19 protein-coding genes are annotated in these 19,460 nt (G+C 60.4%); 10 read left to right on the forward strand and 9 right to left on the reverse strand.

Annotated elements, in window-relative coordinates; all coding sequences use genetic code 11:
- Positions 1-5: 5 nt before the first annotated feature.
- From QCBJ_RS13080 to QCBJ_RS30690, 5 genes are all read right to left on the reverse strand, one after another.
- On the reverse strand, positions 6-782 hold the full coding sequence (locus QCBJ_RS13080; RefSeq protein ID WP_102060968.1) for a polysaccharide biosynthesis/export family protein: 777 nt from the start codon (positions 780-782) through the stop codon (positions 6-8).
- A 29-nt stretch (positions 783-811) separates the two neighbouring features.
- Positions 812-1,723 (reverse strand): glycosyltransferase family 2 protein, encoded by a 912-nt coding sequence (locus QCBJ_RS13085; RefSeq protein WP_012723325.1) that lies wholly within the window; start codon positions 1,721-1,723, stop codon positions 812-814.
- 1 nt (position 1,724) lies between these two features.
- Positions 1,725-3,185, reverse strand: coding sequence for a mannose-1-phosphate guanylyltransferase/mannose-6-phosphate isomerase (locus QCBJ_RS13090; RefSeq protein ID WP_012723326.1), 1,461 nt, complete (start codon positions 3,183-3,185; stop codon positions 1,725-1,727).
- Positions 3,185-4,624 (reverse strand): undecaprenyl-phosphate glucose phosphotransferase, encoded by a 1,440-nt coding sequence (locus QCBJ_RS13095; RefSeq protein ID WP_046036744.1) that lies wholly within the window; start codon positions 4,622-4,624, stop codon positions 3,185-3,187. The genes QCBJ_RS13090 and QCBJ_RS13095 overlap by 1 nt, the downstream gene beginning before the upstream one ends.
- 292 nt (positions 4,625-4,916) lie before the next feature.
- Positions 4,917-5,189, reverse strand: a complete 273-nt coding sequence (locus tag QCBJ_RS30690) for a TonB-dependent receptor (RefSeq protein WP_080943355.1) — start codon at positions 5,187-5,189, stop codon at positions 4,917-4,919.
- Positions 5,190-5,356: 167 nt separating this feature from the next.
- Between QCBJ_RS30690 and QCBJ_RS13105 the strand changes: the two genes are divergently transcribed.
- Positions 5,357-5,986, forward strand: a complete 630-nt coding sequence (locus tag QCBJ_RS13105) for a LysE family translocator (protein ID WP_102060969.1) — start codon at positions 5,357-5,359, stop codon at positions 5,984-5,986.
- Between the two features lie 618 nt (positions 5,987-6,604).
- Here QCBJ_RS13105 and QCBJ_RS13115 read toward each other — a convergent pair.
- A complete protein-coding gene (locus QCBJ_RS13115) occupies positions 6,605-7,285 on the reverse strand; it encodes a DJ-1/PfpI family protein (protein ID WP_093544956.1) in 681 nt (226 codons plus the stop codon).
- 90 nt (positions 7,286-7,375) lie between these two features.
- Here QCBJ_RS13115 and QCBJ_RS13120 point away from each other — a divergent pair, with 90 nt between their 5' ends.
- Positions 7,376-8,380, forward strand: a complete 1,005-nt coding sequence (locus tag QCBJ_RS13120; protein WP_043205119.1) for a GlxA family transcriptional regulator — start codon at positions 7,376-7,378, stop codon at positions 8,378-8,380.
- Here the strand turns inward: QCBJ_RS13120 and QCBJ_RS13125 are convergent.
- The 3 genes from QCBJ_RS13125 to QCBJ_RS13135 form a co-directional block, all read right to left on the reverse strand.
- Entirely contained in the window at positions 8,314-9,228 is a 915-nt protein-coding gene (locus tag QCBJ_RS13125; RefSeq protein ID WP_102060970.1) for an alpha/beta fold hydrolase, read from the reverse strand. The two genes, QCBJ_RS13120 and QCBJ_RS13125, sit on opposite strands and share 67 nt — an antisense overlap.
- A 124-nt stretch (positions 9,229-9,352) precedes the next feature.
- Complete coding sequence (locus tag QCBJ_RS13130; RefSeq protein ID WP_102060971.1) at positions 9,353-11,179, reverse strand: glycoside hydrolase family 15 protein; 1,827 nt, start codon at positions 11,177-11,179, stop codon at positions 9,353-9,355.
- A complete protein-coding gene (locus QCBJ_RS13135) occupies positions 11,172-11,972 on the reverse strand; it encodes a glucose 1-dehydrogenase (RefSeq protein WP_064055447.1) in 801 nt (266 codons plus the stop codon). Before QCBJ_RS13135 ends, QCBJ_RS13130 begins: the two co-directional genes overlap by 8 nt.
- A gap of 253 nt (positions 11,973-12,225) precedes the next feature.
- Between QCBJ_RS13135 and QCBJ_RS13140 the strand changes: the two genes are divergently transcribed.
- The 8 genes from QCBJ_RS13140 to cysC are packed head-to-tail and all read left to right on the forward strand — an operon-like array spanning position 12,226 to position 19,401.
- The gene (locus QCBJ_RS13140; protein WP_102060972.1) at positions 12,226-12,930 is read left to right on the forward strand and encodes an HAD family phosphatase; all 705 of its coding nucleotides are present in this window, start codon (positions 12,226-12,228) and stop codon (positions 12,928-12,930) included.
- A gap of 25 nt (positions 12,931-12,955) precedes the next feature.
- Positions 12,956-14,179, forward strand: a complete 1,224-nt coding sequence (locus QCBJ_RS13145) for a transaldolase family protein (protein WP_093544965.1) — start codon at positions 12,956-12,958, stop codon at positions 14,177-14,179.
- The gene (locus QCBJ_RS13150; RefSeq protein ID WP_012723336.1) at positions 14,176-14,904 is read left to right on the forward strand and encodes a sulfotransferase family protein; all 729 of its coding nucleotides are present in this window, start codon (positions 14,176-14,178) and stop codon (positions 14,902-14,904) included. Before QCBJ_RS13145 ends, QCBJ_RS13150 begins: the two co-directional genes overlap by 4 nt.
- A gap of 10 nt (positions 14,905-14,914) precedes the next feature.
- Positions 14,915-15,640 carry an SDR family NAD(P)-dependent oxidoreductase gene (locus QCBJ_RS13155; RefSeq protein ID WP_102060973.1) on the forward strand — a complete coding sequence of 242 codons (726 nt, stop codon included), beginning with the start codon at positions 14,915-14,917 and terminating at the stop codon, positions 15,638-15,640.
- Entirely contained in the window at positions 15,637-16,773 is a 1,137-nt protein-coding gene (locus tag QCBJ_RS13160) for a hypothetical protein (protein ID WP_012723338.1), read from the forward strand. The genes QCBJ_RS13155 and QCBJ_RS13160 overlap by 4 nt, the downstream gene beginning before the upstream one ends.
- A 7-nt stretch (positions 16,774-16,780) precedes the next feature.
- Entirely contained in the window at positions 16,781-17,551 is a 771-nt protein-coding gene (locus QCBJ_RS13165) for a bifunctional 2-polyprenyl-6-hydroxyphenol methylase/3-demethylubiquinol 3-O-methyltransferase UbiG (RefSeq protein ID WP_102060974.1), read from the forward strand.
- 9 nt (positions 17,552-17,560) lie between these two features.
- Positions 17,561-18,790, forward strand: coding sequence for a nitrate/nitrite transporter (locus tag QCBJ_RS13170; protein WP_012723340.1), 1,230 nt, complete (start codon positions 17,561-17,563; stop codon positions 18,788-18,790).
- A complete protein-coding gene (gene cysC, locus QCBJ_RS13175; RefSeq protein WP_012723341.1) occupies positions 18,787-19,401 on the forward strand; it encodes an adenylyl-sulfate kinase in 615 nt (204 codons plus the stop codon). The genes QCBJ_RS13170 and cysC overlap by 4 nt, the downstream gene beginning before the upstream one ends.
- Positions 19,402-19,460 lie beyond the last annotated feature (59 nt).

The raw sequence follows: 19,460 nt of genomic DNA on the forward strand, positions 1-19,460 counted from the left end.
CTCCTTTAGTTGTTGCCGCCGCTGGTTCGGGTGTAGTTGTAGCCAACCCCAATGGACTTGGTGAACGGGATCAGTTGGTTCATGTAGGTGTCCACCCCTTGGATCCGCTCGCCCACGTTCGACTTGGGCACGAACACCACATCGCCACGTTGCAGGTGCACGGGTTTGCGGCCATTGGGGCCGGTGTTAAGCAGTTGGCTGAAGTCCAGGAAATACGCGCGATACGCGCCCTGGGCGTCTTCGCGCAGCAGGGCGACCATGCTGGCATTGCCTGCCGGGCTGACCCCGCCGGCACCGATAATCGCCTGCTCCAGGGTGTTGGCCGTGGCGATTTGCACCGCCGTCGGGTTGTTCACCGCGCCGCCGACAATGATTGAACTGGCGGGCGCCTGGTTGATGTTCACCGTCACGCGTGGCTCGCGGTACACCGGGGCGAGCTTGCTGGTCAGCTCCGTGGCCAGCTCCGAAGGCTGGCGCCCGGCGACCTGGATCGGCCCCAGGAACGGGTAGTTGATCTTGCCGTCGGTCTGCACGGTGTACAGCGTCAGCTCGTAGATGGTGCTGACGTTGAACGCCGACAGCGTCGGCATCTCGCCGGCATCGCGCACGATGCGCAACTGGTCGCCGATGCGGATGCGCTCCACCGCCGGTGGCAGCTGGGCAAGCTGGTCGAGGGCGCGCTTGCCGGCCTCGACGGTGTCGCTGTCCGGCGGGACGATGCGCGCCGGTGTATTGCAGGCGGCCAGGGCCATCATGGCCACGACGAGCAGGGTTTGTTTCATCAAGGGGGACTTCCTGTAGGTCATGATGCTCACCTCCAATAACCGGGAAACATGCTGATGCGCCGCTTGAGGGCGAGGGGGAGGCGACGCTCCAGATGGCCCAGCCGATAGCCGAGCAGTTTGAACGCACTGCGCACCAGCACTTCGGGGACGCGGTGCAAGGCGCCGGCCTTGCGCAAGGCTGCGAGTTCGGCCAGCACATAGCGCTTGCCTTCGCCCCCCGCATCGCCAAAGGCCTGCTTGATCCACGGCTCGCGGCCATAGAACACACCAATGTCGAAGTAGCGGTGAAACTCATCCATGAGCTTGTAATCGTGGGAGTGATGCACCAGCGCCGTGGCGGCGTAGCGCACCTTGTAGCCGTCGAGCAGCATGCGCGCCGCCACGAAAGCGTCTTCGCTGCCGATCACGTCGGCCGGGAACCCGCCCACCGCTTGCAGCACGCTGCGCCGGTACACGGAAAACGAGTCGGAACTGAAGCAGGTCTTGATCCCCAGTTCCGGCGCATCGGCCAGGCTTTTGCTGCGGCTCTGTTCCGGGTAGTTGAAGTGCCGCGATTGCGCGCCCAGCACACCGGCGTCGGGGTGGGGCAACTGGCGCCCGTAGGCCACGCCGTTGAGTGGGTCCTGCTGCAACTCCGCGAGCAGGTTGGCGAAGGTTTCCGGGGTGGCGGGAATCGCGTCCTGGGTCATCACGATCAACGCGTCGCCGCTCACCTGTTCGCTGGCCCAGCGCCGGGTGCCGCCGTGGTTGAAGTCGCGCGCGTCGATCACCTCGACCCGTGCACCAAACGCGCGAAAGCGCGCCACGGTGTCATCGCTGGAGGCGCTGTCCACCACCAGCGTTTCGTCAGGTTGCAGGGTTTGCATCTTCAGCGCCGGCAGCAAGCGGGCCAGGTGGCTGGAGGCGTTACGGGTCGGGATGATCAATGAAGTGCGCATGTCATTTTTTCACGTCTGCCGGGGCGCGCCCGTAGATGTCGTCGAAGCGCACGATGTCGTCCTCGCCCAGGTACTCGCCGCTCTGCACCTCGATCATCACCAGGTCGATGATGCCGGGGTTGGTCAGCCGGTGTTTGTGCCCGGCCGGGATGTAGGTGGACTCGTTGGCGTTGATCAAAAATTCACGCTCGCCGTTGGTGATCTGCGCCGCGCCGCTGACCACCACCCAGTGTTCGCTGCGGTGGTGATGCATCTGCAGTGACAGCGACGCCTGGGGCTTGACCACGATGCGCTTGATCTTGAAGCGACTGCTTTCCTCCAGCACGGTGTAGGTGCCCCACGGCCGTGTGACCGTGCGGTGCAGGCTGTACGCCGGATGGTTCTGACGCTTGAGCTCGGCAACGATGTAGCGCACGTCCTGGCTGCGGTGGGCGTCGGCGATCAATAGCGCATCGGGGGTGTCGACGATGATCAGGTCGCGCACGCCCACGGCGCCGAGTACGCGCTTGGGCGAGTCGATGTAGCAGTTGTGCACGTCATGCAAAATCGCTTCGCCATTGACTTGGTTGCCATGCGCATCGCTGGGGGTGAGCTGGCGCAGGGCCTCCCACGAGCCAATATCGCTCCAGCCGATGTCGCAGGGCACCACGGCGACTTGCTTGGACTTCTCCATCAGCGCCACGTCGATGGACACATCCGGCGCACTGCCGAATGCTTCCGAGTCGAGTTCACGCTGGCGTGAGGTTTTGTTTTGCAGGCTCTGGCTGTGGTCCAGCGCGGCGCGGGCGGATTCCAGCACGTCGGGGGCATGGGCGGCGAGTTCCTCCACCAGGGTGCTGGCCTTGAAGCAGAACATGCCGGCGTTCCACAGGTGCTTGCCGCCGTCGAGGTAGCCCTGGGCGGTGGCCAAGTCGGGTTTTTCGACGAAGCGCTTGACCCGGTTGCCGGTGCTCAGCGGCTCGCCCTGTTCGATATAGCCAAAGCCGGTTTCCGCGTGATCGGGCTGGATGCCGAAGGTCACCAGGTAGCCGGCTTCGGCCAGGTCGCGGGCCTGGGCCACGGCCTCGGCGAACGCCACTTCATTGAGGATCAGATGGTCGGCGGGCATCACCAGCAACTGCGCCTCACCGCCGAAATGTTCCTGCACATGCAGCGCCGCCACGGCAATCGCTGCCGCCGTGTTGCGGCCGAACGGTTCGAGCAACAGGTCCAGGGGCAGGTGGGCCTTGTTGACCAGGCGGTAGTCATCCAGGGTGCGGAACAGCAGGTCGCGGTTGGTCACCGTCAACACGCTTTCCACGCCGGGCAATTTGGCCGCGCGCTGGAAGGTTTTCTGCAGCAGGCTCTGGCCATCGCGCATGCGCATGAACGGCTTGGGCATGTTCTGCCGCGACACCGGCCACAGCCGCGTGCCCGAACCACCGGAAATGATGCAGGGAATTAATCCGTTGAGTGTGTTCATCAATACACTTCCTTGGTGGAAAGGACGGCGGGGACCGTCATGAAGACGATGTACAAGTCAAACCACACCGACCACTTGGAGATGTACTCCAAGTCGTACTCGACACGTTTCTGGATCTTGAACAGGGTGTCGGTCTCGCCCCGGTAACCATTGATCTGCGCCCAGCCGGTGATGCCCGGTTTTACCCGGTGCCGTGAGCTGTATTCGCTCACCGCCACCTCGAAGGGAACGCCTGCCGCCTTGGTCGCGGTGGCATGCGGGCGCGGGCCGACCATGGACATGTTGCCCAGTAGCACGTTGAACAGCTGTGGCAGCTCGTCGATGCTGGTCTTGCGGATGATGCGGCCCACGCGGGTGATACGTGGGTCTTCGCGGGTGGTCTGGCGTTCGGCGGTGAAGTCGCTCTGGTCGGTGTACATCGAGCGGAATTTGAACACGCGGATTTCGTTGTCGTTGTAGCCATAGCGGTTCTGGCGAAACAGCACCGGGCCCTTGGAGTCGAGCTTGATCGCAATCGCCGTCGCCAACATCACTGGTGACAGGCACACCAGCGCCAGGCTGGCCAACAGTAAGTCCTCGCAGCGTTTGATCACCGGCGACCAGCCGCGCAGCGGCAACTGCGAGGTGTTGAACATCAAGATGCCGCCCACATCGGTGATTTTGCTATGGCCGTAGCGCAGGGCAGCCATGTCCGGCACCAGCATGACATTCACCGACAGCTGCCGCAGGCGGTTGACCAGCCCGTGGATGCGCTGCTCGGCGGCCCAGGGCAGGCAGATCATCACCTGATTGACCTGCTCGGCGCGGATCAGCTTTTCCAAGTCGCGGGTGTTGCCCAGCAGGGGCAGGTTGCTCAGTTCCTTGGGAATGCGCTCGGTGCGGTCGTCGATAAACCCCACCAACCCGGAGCGGATATCACCGTTGCGCTGCAGGTGATCGGCGACATGCACAGCGGTGTCGGTAAACCCCAGGATCACCGTGCGTTGCAGGTATTTGCCGGCGCGCATCAGCCGGCTGTACAGGCGCAGCATCACCAGGCGCTCAAGGCAAAACAAGCCCAGGCTGGCGATGTACCAGACCACCAGGTTACGCGGGGTCAATTGCGGGAAAAACTGCAGGATCTGGTACATGAACAGCAGAATGCAAAACGCCGCGGTCCAGGCCTTGATCTTGATTTTCAGGCGCAGGCGGTTGCTGAACAATTCCTCGGAATAGATGCCCAGGGCCTGGAACAGAATAATGGTCAGGACCGCGAAAAAAACCAGCAGGCCCAGGAAGTGGGCGCGCAGCTCGGGGTCCATCGGGTCCAGGATGAGCACCAGGACCAGTGGGGGTAAAATGGCACTCAAGCCATGGATCAACTTGACGAATACAACAAAGAACTCAACAAAACCGGCGCGCGTTAAAAACAGGCTGTCGACGGACGACTTATCTCGCATATAAACATCCCTCATTGCACTCCAGATTCCACTGTTCGGCTATTGGCTCAATAAGGCGGCGAGCCGCTTTAGAACGTAGGCCGAACGACTACTCTGGGTAATACGCAACTTTCCAATTCAAATGCACGATACAAAAACAACTAACCATTTGAATTGATCTTGCGGGGGTAGTGACTAAAGGAGTGTTCCTTGTATGGTTAGTCAATTGATTGACGATGCTGCGGGAGTGGCGTGCTAGATAGGTTAAACGGTCTTTTTTGAGGCATTTTATTGACGTTCCTTGTCTGAAAACTCAGTCATTGGCTGTGTTTTTGAGTGTAGGAACAAATGCAGGATTTTGCCTGCTTAAAGGCGAAACCTTTTTCGAAACGAGGTAGAAAAGGGGGACAAAGAGGGTCTGGCAGGGCGCACTTAGTGCCCTGCCACCGGGGCTTTCGCCGGAGCAGAAGTTGCTTTTCAAACTCACTGTAAAATTGCGTGGTTCACCGTAGAAGTTGCCCCAGGAGGCGGTGCCGACCGTGTTGTAATAGCTTTTGTCGAACAAATTGTTGCCGTTGAGGGCCACGGTCCGGGCATCCAGGCGCAGCCGTCTTAATTAATAATGTTTCGCATCACACAGTCGTTGGGCGTAACCCTTCGCAAGTGCCGCAGCGCAATGTATCCAGCACAATTTTTTGTCCGCCCTGGGTGCACGGACTAATCTGCAGGCTTTTCCCGGTGGAAGGCTTGAGCATGATCGACCTGGCGACCCTGGCGGTTTTTTCCGGTGCTGTGCTGTTGTTGCTGTTGTCCCCGGGGCCGAACATGGCCTTTGTGATCAGCCATGGCGTCACCCACGGTTGGCGCGGGGGGATGGCATCGGCCCTGGGTATCGGCGTGGCCGACGTGCTGTTGACGGCCTTGACCGCTACCGGAGTGACGGCGTTGGTTGCCAGTTGGCCGCCGTCCTTTGATGTGATCCGGTATGCGGGGGTGGTCTACCTGTTGTGGCTGGTGTTCAAGACCTTGCAGAAAAGCCCTGGGCCGGACGCGGCGCACATCAACCGCGTGCCCTTGGGCCGGGTGTTTCTGCAGGCCATGCTCAATAGCCTGCTCAACCCTAAGGCGTTGTTGTTTTTTGTGGTGTTTTTGCCGCAGTTTGTACGTCCGGAAGCAGGGGCCATTGCGGTGCAGTTGATGGTGCTTGGGGGGGTGTTGACCTTGATTGCAGCTGTATTTCATGTGCTGCTGGGTATTTTTGGGGGTGCGCTGAGGCGGTTTTTTGCTGGTCGCTCAAAAGGTGCTTGGCTACAGAAATGGGGCTTGGCGACGGTGCTGACGGTACTGGCGGTGCGTTTGGCGGTGATGTCTCGGCCTGCGTGACTTGAGAGCACGGCTTAGCCAAATGTGGGAGCTGGCTAGCCTGCGATGTGGGTACCTCGGTGTATGAGGTTCACCGTGGACCTGTGGCGAGGGTGCTTGCTCCCGCGGGCGGCCTAACGGCCGACCGCAATCTGACTGTTGCACCGCGATCAAAATGTGGGAGTGGGCTTGCTCGCGAAGGCGGCCTGGCGGGCGATGTGGGTGCTGGGTCAGACCGGGTACATATCCGTTATTTAGGTCACGGCTGCTATGGGTTCCGCCCTTACGGCGGGTCACTTTTGGAAAAGAGCCCCAAAAGTAACCAAAAAGGCTCTTGCCCCAACACTCGGCACCTCGCTCACGCTCGGTGTGCCCGTAATCCGACAGGTATTTGGGGGGCCGCCGCCACGCGCCATCCATGGCGCGGGGCGGCTAAACCGGCATCCCTGCCGGTTTACCCCCCAAATCCCTGTCGAATTCCGGCCAGCGTGTTTGACGGGGCGCTTGAGATCAAAAGCTAGATCAAGATCAAGATCAAGAGCGGCTCGCTTCGCATCGTGGTTAGTGGAGGGGCTGCACAGTTGTGTCGATAACTTTGGTTATCGCCGGCGAGCCGGCGCTTGCAGGTGTTTTGCAGAATCAGCCTAACCGTGCAGCCGCGCGTGCGACGATCTCGCCGCGCACCCTGCGCGATTCGGTGGTGCGTTTGTTGGCTTCTTCCAGCACGTGCTGGGGCGCGGTGTCCGGGCGGCCGGAGTTGAAGGGGGGCGCCGGCGCGTATTCGATCTGCAATTGCACCAGCTGCGCCGCCGCTTCGCTGTACAGTTCGGCCGCCAGGCTCAGGGCGAAGTCGATGCCGGCGGTGATGCCGCCGCCGGTCAGCAGGTTGCCGTCACGCACCACGCGGGCCTGCACGGGGATGGCGCCGAGCGGGGCGAGCATGTCGTGGTAGGCCCAGTGGGTCGTCGCCTGGCGGCCACGCAGCAAACCCGCCGCGCCCAGTACCAGCGAGCCGGTGCACACCGAGGTCACGTAGCGCGCGGTTTGCGCCTGGGCCTTGAGGAAGTCCAGGGTCTGCGGGTCTTCCATCAGTGCGCCCACGCCGGAACCGCCGGGCACGCAGATCACATCCAGGCGTGGGCACTCGGCATAGGTCATGGTCGGGGTGAACACCAGGCCGGTGCTGGAGGTGACGGGTTCCCGGTCTTTCCACACCAGGTGCAGTTTCACATCCGGCAACGAACCCAGTACGTCATAAGGGCCGGTGAGGTCCAGCTGCTGGATGCCGGGGAACAACAGAAAGCCGATCTGCAAGGTCATGAATGAAGCTCCGTCAAAGGGGTGGACGGCTTCACTCTAGAGGCCTAGGCTTTGGCGAATACGCCATTGAGCCCACGAATCACGCCAATCATGCCTCGAATCGTCCATGTACTCGCTTTCGATAACGCCCAAGTGCTCGATGTCACCGGGCCGCTGCAAGTGTTCGCCTCCACCAATGACCTGGCGCGCCAGCGCGGCGAACCCTTGCCGTATGCCGTCTCGGTGATCGCCGCGCAGGCGCAGCCGGTGATGACTTCCGCCGGTCTGGCGCTGGTGGCCGAGCCGCTGCCTGCCGTCGATACGCCGTGCGACACGCTGGTGATCGCAGGGGGCTGGGGTGTATACGGCGCCGCCGAAGACCCGGCGCTGGTCGATTGGGTGCGGGAAAAAGCCGAGCACACGCGGCGCATGGCGTCGGTGTGCACCGGCGCCTTCCTGCTGGCCGCCAGTGGCCTGCTCGACGGTTGCCGCGTGGCCACCCACTGGACGCGTTGCGAAGAGCTGGCGCGCAAGTTCCCCTCGTTGACGGTGGAGTCCAACCCGATTTTCATCCAGCAGGGCGCCGTCTGGACCTCCGCCGGTGTCACCGCCGGCATCGACCTGTGCCTGGCGCTGGTGGAAGAAGACCTGGGCCGCGCGGTGGCCTTGGAAGTGGCGCGGCACTTGGTGGTGTTCCTCAAGCGCCCCGGTGGCCAGTCGCAATTCAGCGTGACGCTGTCCCTGCAAAAAGATGACAACCGTTTCGCCGAGCTCCACGCCTGGATGGCCGAAAACCTGACGTTGGACCTGAACATTCCCACCCTGGCCGCCCAAGCGGGCATGAGCGAGCGCAGCTTCGTGCGCCATTACCGCGCCGAAACCGGCCAGACTCCGGCGCGTGCCGTCGAATTGATCCGCGTCGAAACCGCGCGCCGACAACTGGCCGACAGCACGGCGTCGATCAAACGCATCGCTGTGCAGTGCGGGTTTGGCTGTGAAGAAACGTTGCGGCGCAGCTTCCTGCGCGCGCTGGACGTGACGCCCCAGGCCTACCGCGAGCGCTTTTCGCCCAGCAACGCCAGCAGCGCATCAAGCGTGGCTTGCGGCGCTTCCTGAGGAATATTGTGGCCCACGCCTGGCAACACCTGGCGCCGGTAAAACCCGCTGAAATGCTCGACGTCATCATCCACCTCGGGCGGCGGACCTACGCCGTCATCGGCGCCGCACAACGAAATGCTCGGCACCGAAATCGTCGGTTGCAGTGCCAGGGCCTGCTCGATGGATTCCAACGCCGGGTCGCCGGGCGCATACATGAAACGGTGGCGATAGGAGTGAATCACCACCTCGACAAAATCCGGGTTATCGAACGACGCCGCCGTCTGGTCATACAGGCCCGGCCCTTCGGCCCAGGACGGCGACCACAGTGACCACAATAGCTTGCAGAGCTCACGGCGGTTGGCAGTCAAACCGTCGACACCGCGCTGGGTGTGAAAGTAGAACTGGTACCACAAGCGATGCTCCGTCACAGGCGTGCGTGGCGTGAGGGATTTGCCGATGTCCTGGATGTTGTAGCCATCGCCGGTCACCAACCCACGCACCCGTTCGGGCCACAGCGCCGCGACGATACACGCGGCACGCCCACCCCAGTCATAGCCGGCGAGGGTGGCTTGCGCAATGCCCAGCGCATCCATGAAGTCCAGCAGGTCCTTGGCCAACGCTGCCTGCTGCCCGGAACGCATCACCTGCTCATTGATAAACCGCGTCGGGCCATAACCGCGCAGATACGGCACCCACACCCGACAACCGCGCGCGGCCAGCACCGGCGCGATCTCGTCATAGGCGCGCGGGTCGTAGGGGAAACCATGCAGCAGGATCACCGGCGCACCCTCGGCAGGGCCGTGGGCTTCATACGCCATGTCGAGCATGGAAGTGCGCACGGAGTGCAGGGGGAACGCGGTGGTCATGGTGGGCTCCTTTCAGGTGCTGGAACGCTAGCCGATGGGCGTGACGGGATGGCGCACGATTGAAGGCCGTAGCGTGACGTGTCGAGACCGTGGTCGAGGGCCTGCCCATCATGCACACGCCACCTCAGGGTTGCCAGGTGGTTTTCTCGCCGCTGAGCTTACGGTCCAGGAAGGTCGCCGCGCTGATCAGCGCCAGATGGCTCAAGGCCTGGGGCGTATTGCCCAGGTGGCGCGCCTGGCTGTCGAATTCTTCGGCGTACAAACCCAAGGGGTTGGCGTAGCGCAGCAGTTGTTCGAATTCCAAATGGGCCTTTTCCACTTGACCGGCACGGGCCAGGCATTCGACGTACCAGAATGAGCAGGCCGCAAACGCGCCTTCGGTGCCTTGCAGGCCGTCGATCTGGCTGTCGTCGTTGCGGTAGCGGTAGACCATACCGTCGCGTACCAGGCTTTTCTGGATGGCTTCCAAGGTCGAAAGCCAGCGTGGATCGGTCGCCGCGACAAAGCGCACCAATGGCATCAGCAGCATCGAACCGTCGAGCGCGGTGCTGCCGGTATGCTGCACGAAATGCCCGCGTTCTTCGTTCCAGAAATTGCTCCAGATGTCGGCGTAGATCGCTTGGCGGGTTTGGTCCCAGCGCGCGAATGGCGCCGGCAGCGAACGCTTGGACGCCAGGCGGATGGCGCGGTCCAGCGCGACCCAGCACATCAGCCGCGAGTGCAGGAAGTGATGCTGCTCGCCGCGCATTTCCCAGATGCCCACGTCCTCGGTGTTCCAGATTTCGCAGACCTGGTCGGCGACATCGACGGTGTGTTTCCAACCCTCGTGGGAGATGGCTTCCCCGTACTTGTTGACCAGGTACACCGCGTCCATCAGCTCGCCGTAGATGTCCAGCTGGATCTGGTCGAACGCCTCGTTGCCGATGCGCACCGGTTTCGCGCCGCCGTGGCCGGTAAAATGATCGAGTTCGGCCTCCGGCAATTCCTGGCGACCGTCGATGCCGTACAGGATATTGATCTTGGTCGGCTGGCTGCAGCAGTCGCTGACCCGTCCTTTGAGCCAGCGCATATAGGCGTTGGCTTCTTCGACAAAGCCCAGGCGCATGAAAGCGTAGACGGTGAACGACGCATCGCGGATCCAGGTGTAGCGGTAGTCCCAGTTGCGTTCGCCGCCCGGCGTTTCGGGCAAGCCGAAGGTGGCGGCGGCGATGATCGCGCCGTGTTTGCGCGAGGTCAGCAGCTTGAGGGCCAGCGCCGAGCGGTTGACCATTTCGCGCCAGCGTCCACGGTAGTTCGACTGCGCTATCCAGCCACGCCAGTATTTCAAGGTGTGGGCCAGTGCCAGGTCGGTGCAACGGCTGTCCACGCGTTCATCGTCCTGGCCGCCGAGGACGAACTCGGCGCCTTCTTCCTGGTCCAGGACAAAGCTGGCCACGGCGGCGCCGTCCTTGATCTGCAGTGGATGGCTGCCGGACAGGCGCAGGCCGGGTTGGCCGTCGGCACTGAAGACGACGGTGCCGTCGTCGATGTTGGCGTGGGTCGGCGTGCGGGCGTAGTCATGCCGTACCGCGCAGCGCAGATGAATATTGGCCTTGCCACTGACTACTCGCACCCGGCGGATCAGCAACGGCAGGTCATCGATTTCTTCGCTGATGGCCAGCAGGTCAGTGATCTCCACCACGGCTTCGTCGCTGAGCCAGCGGGTTTGCAGCACGTTGGTGTCGGGCAGGTAGATCTGTTCGCGGCGCGCGTTGGGCAGGTCCGGAGTGAGTTGGAAAATCCCGGCATCAGGGCTGTCCAGCAGCGAGCAGAAGATCGACGGGCTGTCGAATTCCGGCCAGCAGAAGAAGTCGATACTGCCTTTGTCGTTTACCAATGCGGCACTGCGCATATCGCCAATGATGCCGTGGGCATCGATGGCGCTCTGTGGTTCGTTCTTCAAATCAACCATTGCCACGGAACTCCGGATAAAGGCTCATGCCGCCGTCAATAAAGAGTGTGCTGCCTACGACATAGTCGGAGGCATCGCTGGCCAGCCACACCACGGCGTTGGCCACATCTTCCACATCGCCTACGCGACCATAGGGAATCAGCTTGAGCAGCTCTTTTTCTGCCGCGCCTTCGGTGGCGGCACGATTGATCGCCGTACGGATTGCCCCCGGCGCAATGCCGTTGATGCGGATGCGCTGTTCGCTGACTTCCTGGGCGAGGGTGCGCATCAGCATTTCCACGCCGCCCTTGGATGCTGCGTAATTCACGTGCCCGGCCCACGGGATCAATTGGTGCACCGAGCTCATGTGGATGATTTTGCCGGCAGCCCGCGACACGCCTTCGCGCACGCCCTGGCGATTGAAGATGCGCACCGCAGCGCGGGCACACAGGAACTGGCCCGTCAGGTTGACGCCGATCACCGCATTCCAGTCGTCAAGGGTCATGTCCACCAGGTTGGCGTCCTTCTGCATGCCGGAGTTGGCCACCAGAATGTCCAGGTGGCCGAAGGCATCCAGGGTCTGAGCAAACAGCCGTTCCACATCTTCTTCTATTGAAACGTTGGCGCCGATGGCAATCGCCCGGCCACCCTCGGCGTTGATCTGCTTCGCCAGGGCCTCGGCCGGCGCGGCCTGGCTGTTGTAATTCAGCACCACGGCCGCTCCGGCTTGCGCCAGGGCCTTGGCCGCGCCGGCGCCGATTCCTGAACTGGCGCCTGTCACCAGGGCCACTTGTTGCTCCAAAGAGATACGCATTGCTCACCGACCTTAAATACGTGAGTTCCAGTAGCTGACTGGCCGCGCGCAGGGGAAGTTCATCCGTGTGATTTTAGCGACTACAACCATGGTGAAAAATGGAATAACAGAACTATAAAAAATAACCATAAGATACTAAAAAACCGCTCAAAAGCGTTTGACAGGCTTTTTCGCCACGTGTCTTATAGGCACACCTCAACCCGCTCCGTTGGTAGTTCGGAAGTCATCGCGGGGCCACCTATAAGAGATACCTATGTGCCTTTCGGCCGATATAGGGGAACTACCTGGTCAGGTAAAAGCAGCGGCCTTAGTTGGCGTGCCTAAGTTAATTATCTTCGATTGCGACGGCGTACTCGTCCAAAGTGAAGAAATAACCCTGTCTGTGTTGATCTCCATGCTTAATGCGCTTGCTTCGCGCGACAGGTTGCTTGATGTAACCCGCTTTATTGAACACTTCCGTGGTCGCAAGATTGCGGATTGTCTGCGCGAAGCTGAACAGATATTAAATCTCACGCTGGACACTGAGTTTGAACAGCGTTTTCGCCAGCAGGCCCTGGAAGCACTGACACTCAGTTTGAAGGCGACTGAGGGGATGGTTGAAGTATTGGAAAGCCTGAAGGTTCCCTATTGCGTCGCCTCAAGTGCGCCGCGCAATAAGATAGAACACTGTCTGCGTATTGCTGGACTGTTTTCTTATTTTGAAGGGCGAATATTCAGTTGTTATGAAGTCGGTCGCTGGAAGCCTGATCCGTTGGTGTTCCTGACGGCGTGTGACACTTACAACGTCGATGTCAGTGACGCGTTGGTGATTGAAGACAGTGTTACGGGTATTCAGGCGGCGGTCGCTGCCAATATTAGTGTTATCGGTTTTGGTCCGACGTATCGGCATTCACAGTTGGTCGCAGTCGGCGCAGTGCCGATTACCGATATACGTGAATTACTGACCGTTTTTAATTGATCTCATTACTCAGGGAGGAGGCGTCGTGAACACACTTGGTTACCTGGAACAACTTAAGCGCAACGATCAATGTTCGCAAGTTTGGTGGGATTCATCGCCTGCTGTGTACCTGCCTTACAAACACCACTTGCTGGAAAAGTACCCGGCGGCGGCTACCTATATAGAAAGGTTGATGCCGGATGATTTTTCCAAACCCTGGGGCTTGTGCAGTGTGACCACCAACCCCCGATTGGTGACGGCCGTTATCCTCGAAAAGCGTGAGTATTGGTCTTCACGCTTCAACCTTGCCAGCCTCTCTCCGGATGAGTTGCGCAAGCAGCTGTACAACGAAGTCATCATCGAAGGGGCCGCGAGTCTCCAGCCGCGCTGGGTGCAATCGGCACAGGCCGAAGGCTGGATTTCCGCGCAGGTCGACCCGGTGGATGTGCGCTGCGCCGAGCGCATGACGGCCAGGGGCCTGGAGCTGCAGCGCCTGGCACCGAACGTGATGGTCAAGGTGCCGGGCAGCTTGGAAGGCATGGCAACAGTCGAACAACTGGTGGCCCAAGGCGCGTCGGTCAATATCACCTTCTGCTTCACGGTCGCTCAGTTCCAAGCCGGCATCCAGGCCATCGAGCGCGGCCTGGCGACGGCGCGCAGCAACGGTGTCGACACCGCCCACTGCAAACACGTTATCACCTTCATGATTGGGCGTTTCGCCTGCCAGCCTGAATTCACGCTGCAAGCGGCCGAACGCGGCCTGGCATTGAGCGCCGAGGAACTGCGCTGGGCCGAGTTGATGATTTACGAGCAGATCCAGGCGCTGGTGGCGGCCTCGACCGTGCCGGTCAAAACCCTGCTGTCGAGCATAAAGGTCGACGTGGACGAGCGGGGCAACAAGCACTGCTGGCACCTGGAAAAGACCGGGCAGACCGCGACCTGCTACACGCTGACCCCCGACATCGTGGAGTTTCTGGTCGAGCGTGAAAGCCACGGTAAACCGGTAGTGCCCGCCGTGGGACCACAAAAGCCGCCTGCGTCGACGTTCGCGAAGCTGATTCGCATCCCGTACTTCTATGAAGCCTACTTTGTCGACAGCATCGAGCCGTACGACTTTGGCAACCACGAGGCCTTCCTCAATGCCTGCAATGAGGCCAACAGCGCACACCGGCGCCTGGCCGACTACTGCGTTCGGCTCTGCCCGGTGACAAAACCCTTCAAGCGCGCCCTCAACGCGTTGCTGGCGGCCGAATTCGGGGTGATCGCATGAACCGGATGATCGGGTTGTGGGCACATCCACGTTCGCGCTCCACCGTGCTGGAGCGGGTGTTTATCGAGCGGGGGGATTTCGAGGTTTTCCACGAGCCCTTTGCGCATATGGCGTTTTCAGCGGATTCGGCGATTCCTTCGGATGAGTGGGACCACAGTTTGCCCACGACTTACCAGGGTATAAAAGAGCATCTACTCAAGGCCCGCGAACGCACTAATGTGTTTCACAAAGATATGTGTTACCACTGCCTGGACGATTTAAAAGTGGACAGTGGTTTTCTCGCGCAACAGGCCAATATCTTTCTTATTCGCGAACCCGCCAGCAGCATTATTTCTCATCATCGGGTGCACCCTGATATGCCGTTGCAGGCCATTGGGCATAAAGCGTTGTACGACATCTTCTGTGTGGTCACCAAACTGACAGGCAACGTGCCTTATGTGATTAATGCGGATGACCTGGCCGCCGATCCGGAACGGGTGATTCGCAAACTGTGTGATTACTTGGGTATTGAGTTTCTGCCACACGCAATGACGTGGAAGCGCGAATGCCCACAACAATGGAAAACCTGGCGCAGTTGGCATGTGGCTGCAGAAAACAGTGAGCGTATTGTGTCGCCGGAAAAAACATCGGTCGACTTGCGGGCATTCGAGCAGTTTCCGAAATTAAAGGAAATGTACGAATACCATCAAACTTTTTACGCGCGCATGAATGAGTTTTGTCAATAAGGATTGTTGTATGAAAAAGCTGATTGTGACCGGGGCAGCCAACGGAATTGGTCGGGCAACTGTAGAGATGGCGATTCAACAGGGCTACTTCGTTATCGGTGCCGACAAGGACGCCGAAGGTCTGAACGTACTGCAAGGTCTTTACGGTGCCGATGTCTTCGAGGCGCATGTTGCGGACTTTTCCGACATGAACGTTATCAAGGGTTTTATTCCTACGCTGTATGAGCGCCATGCGACTATTTATGGGTTGGTCAATAACGCCGGCATTTACCACGGTAAAAGTGTCTACGCCTATTCCGACGAACAGATAGACGAGATCCTCACCGTCAACCTCAAGGCCCTGGTGTACCTCTCCAAGGATTTCGCCGAGCGGGAAATGCGGCACGAAGCCCCGCGCAGCATCGTCAATATCGCCTCGGTGGCCGGTGAAGTGGGCAGCTGCGACGCTCTCTACGGCGCCACCAAGGCGGCGGTGATCGGCCTGACCAAGGCCAACGCCTGGAACTTTGCCCCGTTCGTGAGGGTGAACGTGGTGTCGCCGGCGCTGATTCATGAAACCGCCATCTACGGCACCATCCCCGAATACCGACGCGCCGAATATGCCCGCCAGGAGGTCCTCAAGGACCCGATCCTGCCGAGTGGGGTGGCCGAGGTCATCTTGCTGCTGGTCGGTGATGCCATGCGGCACATCACCGGCCGGGTGATTCCGGTCGACAATGGAGCCTACCCACGATGAGCCATCCAGTGCGCAAGAAAAAACTGCTGCTGGTGGGCGCCGGCAACCTGTGCCTGCAGATCCTCAAGATTCTGGCGCCGAAGAACGCCTTCGAATTTGTAGTGCTGGGCCGCACTGAAGAAGCAACGATTCGGTTATGCAACCTGGTGGCGTTGTCGTGCGCACAGCTGGGGCAGTTCATCGCGATAAAGCCGGTGATTGCCGACCTGACCGACATCGGCAAGGTCGCGCGGCTGCTGCGTGAAGAAGCCCCTGACATGCTGGTGAACTGTGCATCGCTGCAGTCATGGCGGGTCATCACCGGGTTGCCCAAGCTCTCCTTTGAAAAGCTCGACCAGGCCCAGTTCGGCCCCTGGCTGCCGATGCACCTGACGTTGATGCATTGCCTGATGCAAGCAGTAAAAGCGTCCGGCATCACCACCAAGACCGTGAACGCAGCGTTCCCGGATGCGGTCAACCCGATCCTGGCGCGCATCGGTCTGGCGCCGGACATCGGCGTGGGCAATGTGGCCAACCTGATTCCCGCCGTGCGTTTTTCCATTGCGCGGTTGCTCGAATGTGCGCCCGCCGATGTGCAGGTGCAGCTGTATGCCCAGCATTACTTCAGCCATTACGTGCCACGCGGTGGCCTGCCTCCACGTGCCAGCTACCGCCTGTTGTATGAGGTGCGCGACCGGCCGGAGGTGGCTCGCCTGCCGGCCGAGGCGATTTTTTCTACGGTGAAATCCGAGTACCGCCGCCTGGGTGGGGTGGACGGGCAGTTCCTCACCGCGTGCTCCGCCGTCACCGTCATCGAAGGGCTGTTTTCGTCCACGCCGGTGTTGGTGCATGCGCCAGGCCCTCTCGGGCTTCCGGGCGGCTATCCGGTGCAGTTGCAGGACGGGCGGATCGAGGTGCAGTTCTCCGAGGCTTGCCCAATGGACGAGGCGGTGCGCATCAACACGATCTGCCAGAGCCAGGATGGCATCGACGAAATCCATTGCGATGGTTCCGTCACGTACAACCCGCAGTGCATGGCCGTCATGCAATCGATGCTGGGCTATTCCAAGCACACCATGTCGATCGAGCAGTCCGCCGAGTTCGCCTACGAACTGGCGAGCAAGTACCTGTCCTTCAAGAATTCAACCTGGTAGGTGTGTGATGAATCAGATGTCGGGGCGTAAGCACAACGAAGTCGCCAGTTATGCCACGCAGTATTCGGCGGATTTCGTCGAGCGTTGGGATGAGTTGATTGATTGGGAAAAGCGCAAGGAAGGGGAGGACGGGTTCTTCGAAAAGCTGCTGCGACGCCACGGCGTGCAGTCGGTGATCGATGTGTCGACGGGCAGTGGCTTTCATGCGGTGCAGCTCAAGCAGGCGGGCTTCGATGTCGTCGCCACGGATGGCAGCAGCACCATGTTGACCAAGGCGCGAGCGAACTTTCGCAAACACGGTCTGGACATCCAGTCCCATTACCGCGACTGGCATTCACTGGATTCCCAGGAGCTTGGCCAGTTCGATGCGGTGGTGTGCCTGGGCAGTTCACTGTGCCATGTGTTCGCCGCGCACGATCGGTTGCGGGTGCTGGCGAAATTCAGGGCCTTGCTCAAGCCCGGTGGCCTGCTGATTGTGGATCAGCGCAATTTCTTCGCCATCCGTGCCGGCAAATTCAAAGCCAGCGGTCAGTACTACTACTGCGGTACGAAGGCTTCGGTCAGCCTGGGGCGGGTTGATGAGCACCTGTGTGAGTTCATCTATTCGTTCGATAACGAGGAGCAGTACAGGCTGCAGGTTTACCCCCTGTTGCCGGGGGAATTGAAGGGGGAGGTGCTCAAGTCCGGGTTTACCGACCATGAGAGCTACGGTGATTTCGAACGTGACTACGACATGATGGATTGTGATTTCGTCATCCACACTGCGCGCGCCGAATAAGGAGGCTTGATGAGCACACTTGTACAGAGCAATGCCCGCCCATTGGACAGCGTCGTGCTGGCGGTTGTCCTCACAGGGTTCGTGGCCAGTACCTATGGCTTTGGCGTTTACCTGTTCGCCAACCTGGTGGTGGACATGCGTCGCGACATCGGTTTCGACTACACCACGGTGGGCCTGATCACCGGCGGCGCGCAGATCGGCTTCCTGCTGTTTTCATCGGTCACCAGCGTGATCAGCCGGTATTTCGAGGGCTGGAAAATCAGCCTGGTGTCCACGGTGATGACCTCCCTGGCGCTGTTGGGCCTGAGTGTCAGTGACAGCATTTGGTTATCGGGAGCCCTGCTGATCCTGCTCGGCGGCTGTTCCGCCTCGGTGTACATCCCGTTGGCGGAAATCGTCACCAAGGGCTTCAGCCCCGGCAATCGCTCGCGGGTCATGGGGCTGATCTCCAGCGGCACCAGCTATGGCGTGTTTATCAACGGCCTGCTGGTGTCGTTCCTGACCCTGAATGGCGGCTGGCGCTCGATCTGGCTCACCGCCGGGCTGATCTCGGTGGCCCTGTGCGTGGTGGCCTGGTTTCTGTTGCGCAACCTGGCCGCCAGCCAGGACCGCGGGTTTGCCGGGGAGCGAGCCACTGCGTTTGACAGCCGCCAACCCTGGCTCAGCCGCTCGTTGTACCTGACCTGGGCAATCGCCTTCCTCAATGGCATGGCGCTGCTGCCGTTCCAGACTTACCTGGCGCCGTTCCTTCGCGATGAACTGGGTGTGTCGGTCCAGGATGCCGGGTTTATCTGGACCACCATCGGCGCCGTGGGCATGGCGTCGGGCTTTTTGGTGGGCTGGATTGCCGACAAGGTGGGGGTGCGGGCGTCGCTGGCGATGTGTTTCCTGAGTGCGGGGCTGGCCGCCACCCTGGTGTTCAGTTTCAACAGCCTCCCGCTGTTCTACCTGGCCGCGTTTTTGTTTGCGCTGGCGTTCTATCCCATCTTCGGGCTGGTCCCCAGTTACATCGGGCAAATTGTGCCGGTCAGCCGACTGACCCAGGCCTTCGGTATTGCCAACGTATTGATCGGCCTGGGTGGGGTGTGCGGCAATTTCCTCGGCGGTTTTTCCAAGGACCTGACCGGGTCGTTCTCGACCGTGTATTGGGTGGTTGCGCTGCTGCTGTTCGTGCAATGCGTGATGGTGTTCATGCTGGGTAAACAACCTGTTTCGGTGACGGAGGGTGAGCGGCCATGAGTTATTTTCCAGACAGTCCAAACCAGAATCTGCATGCGTTTGCGTTCAACCACCGGCGCACCGAACACGCGCAAACGAACCATAAGCCAGCCGTGATCTGGATGACGGGTATCTCTGCGTCAGGCAAGTCGACCATTGCCGATGCGCTGGATATTGCCCTGCAGGAACAAGGGCGGCTCACCGCCATTATCGACGGCGATTCGGTGCGTGGCGGGCTGTGCCGGGACCTGGGTTTTACCGACAGCGACCGCGATGAGAATATCCGCCGGGTCGCCGAAGTGGCGCGGTTGATGCTGGAGGCGGGGTTGCTGGTGATCGTGGCGTTGATTTCACCTTCGTCGGCCAGCCGGCATTACGCGCGCTCGATCATCGGCAATGAGTTTTTTGTCGAAGTGCATGTGGATGCGCCGTTGGAAACCGCCGAAGAGCGTGACCCCAAGGGGCTGTATAAAAAAGCCCGCGCAGGCTTGATCAAGCACTTCACCGGGATTGACTCCCGCTATGACGTGCCGGTGTTTCCGGAAGTGCACTTGAATACCCAGGCGCTTTCAGTGGCGCAGTCTGTCGAGACGATTCTGGACTGGGTGGCGCGCAACGACGCTCGCACTTAGCCGTTGGTCTTTGCGCCGAGATGCCAATGTCTGCAACTCGAAAAAACAAGGTAATCTGC

Source organism: Pseudomonas sp. QC2, assembly GCF_002859085.1.
GTDB lineage: Bacteria > Pseudomonadota > Gammaproteobacteria > Pseudomonadales > Pseudomonadaceae > Aquipseudomonas > Aquipseudomonas petroselini.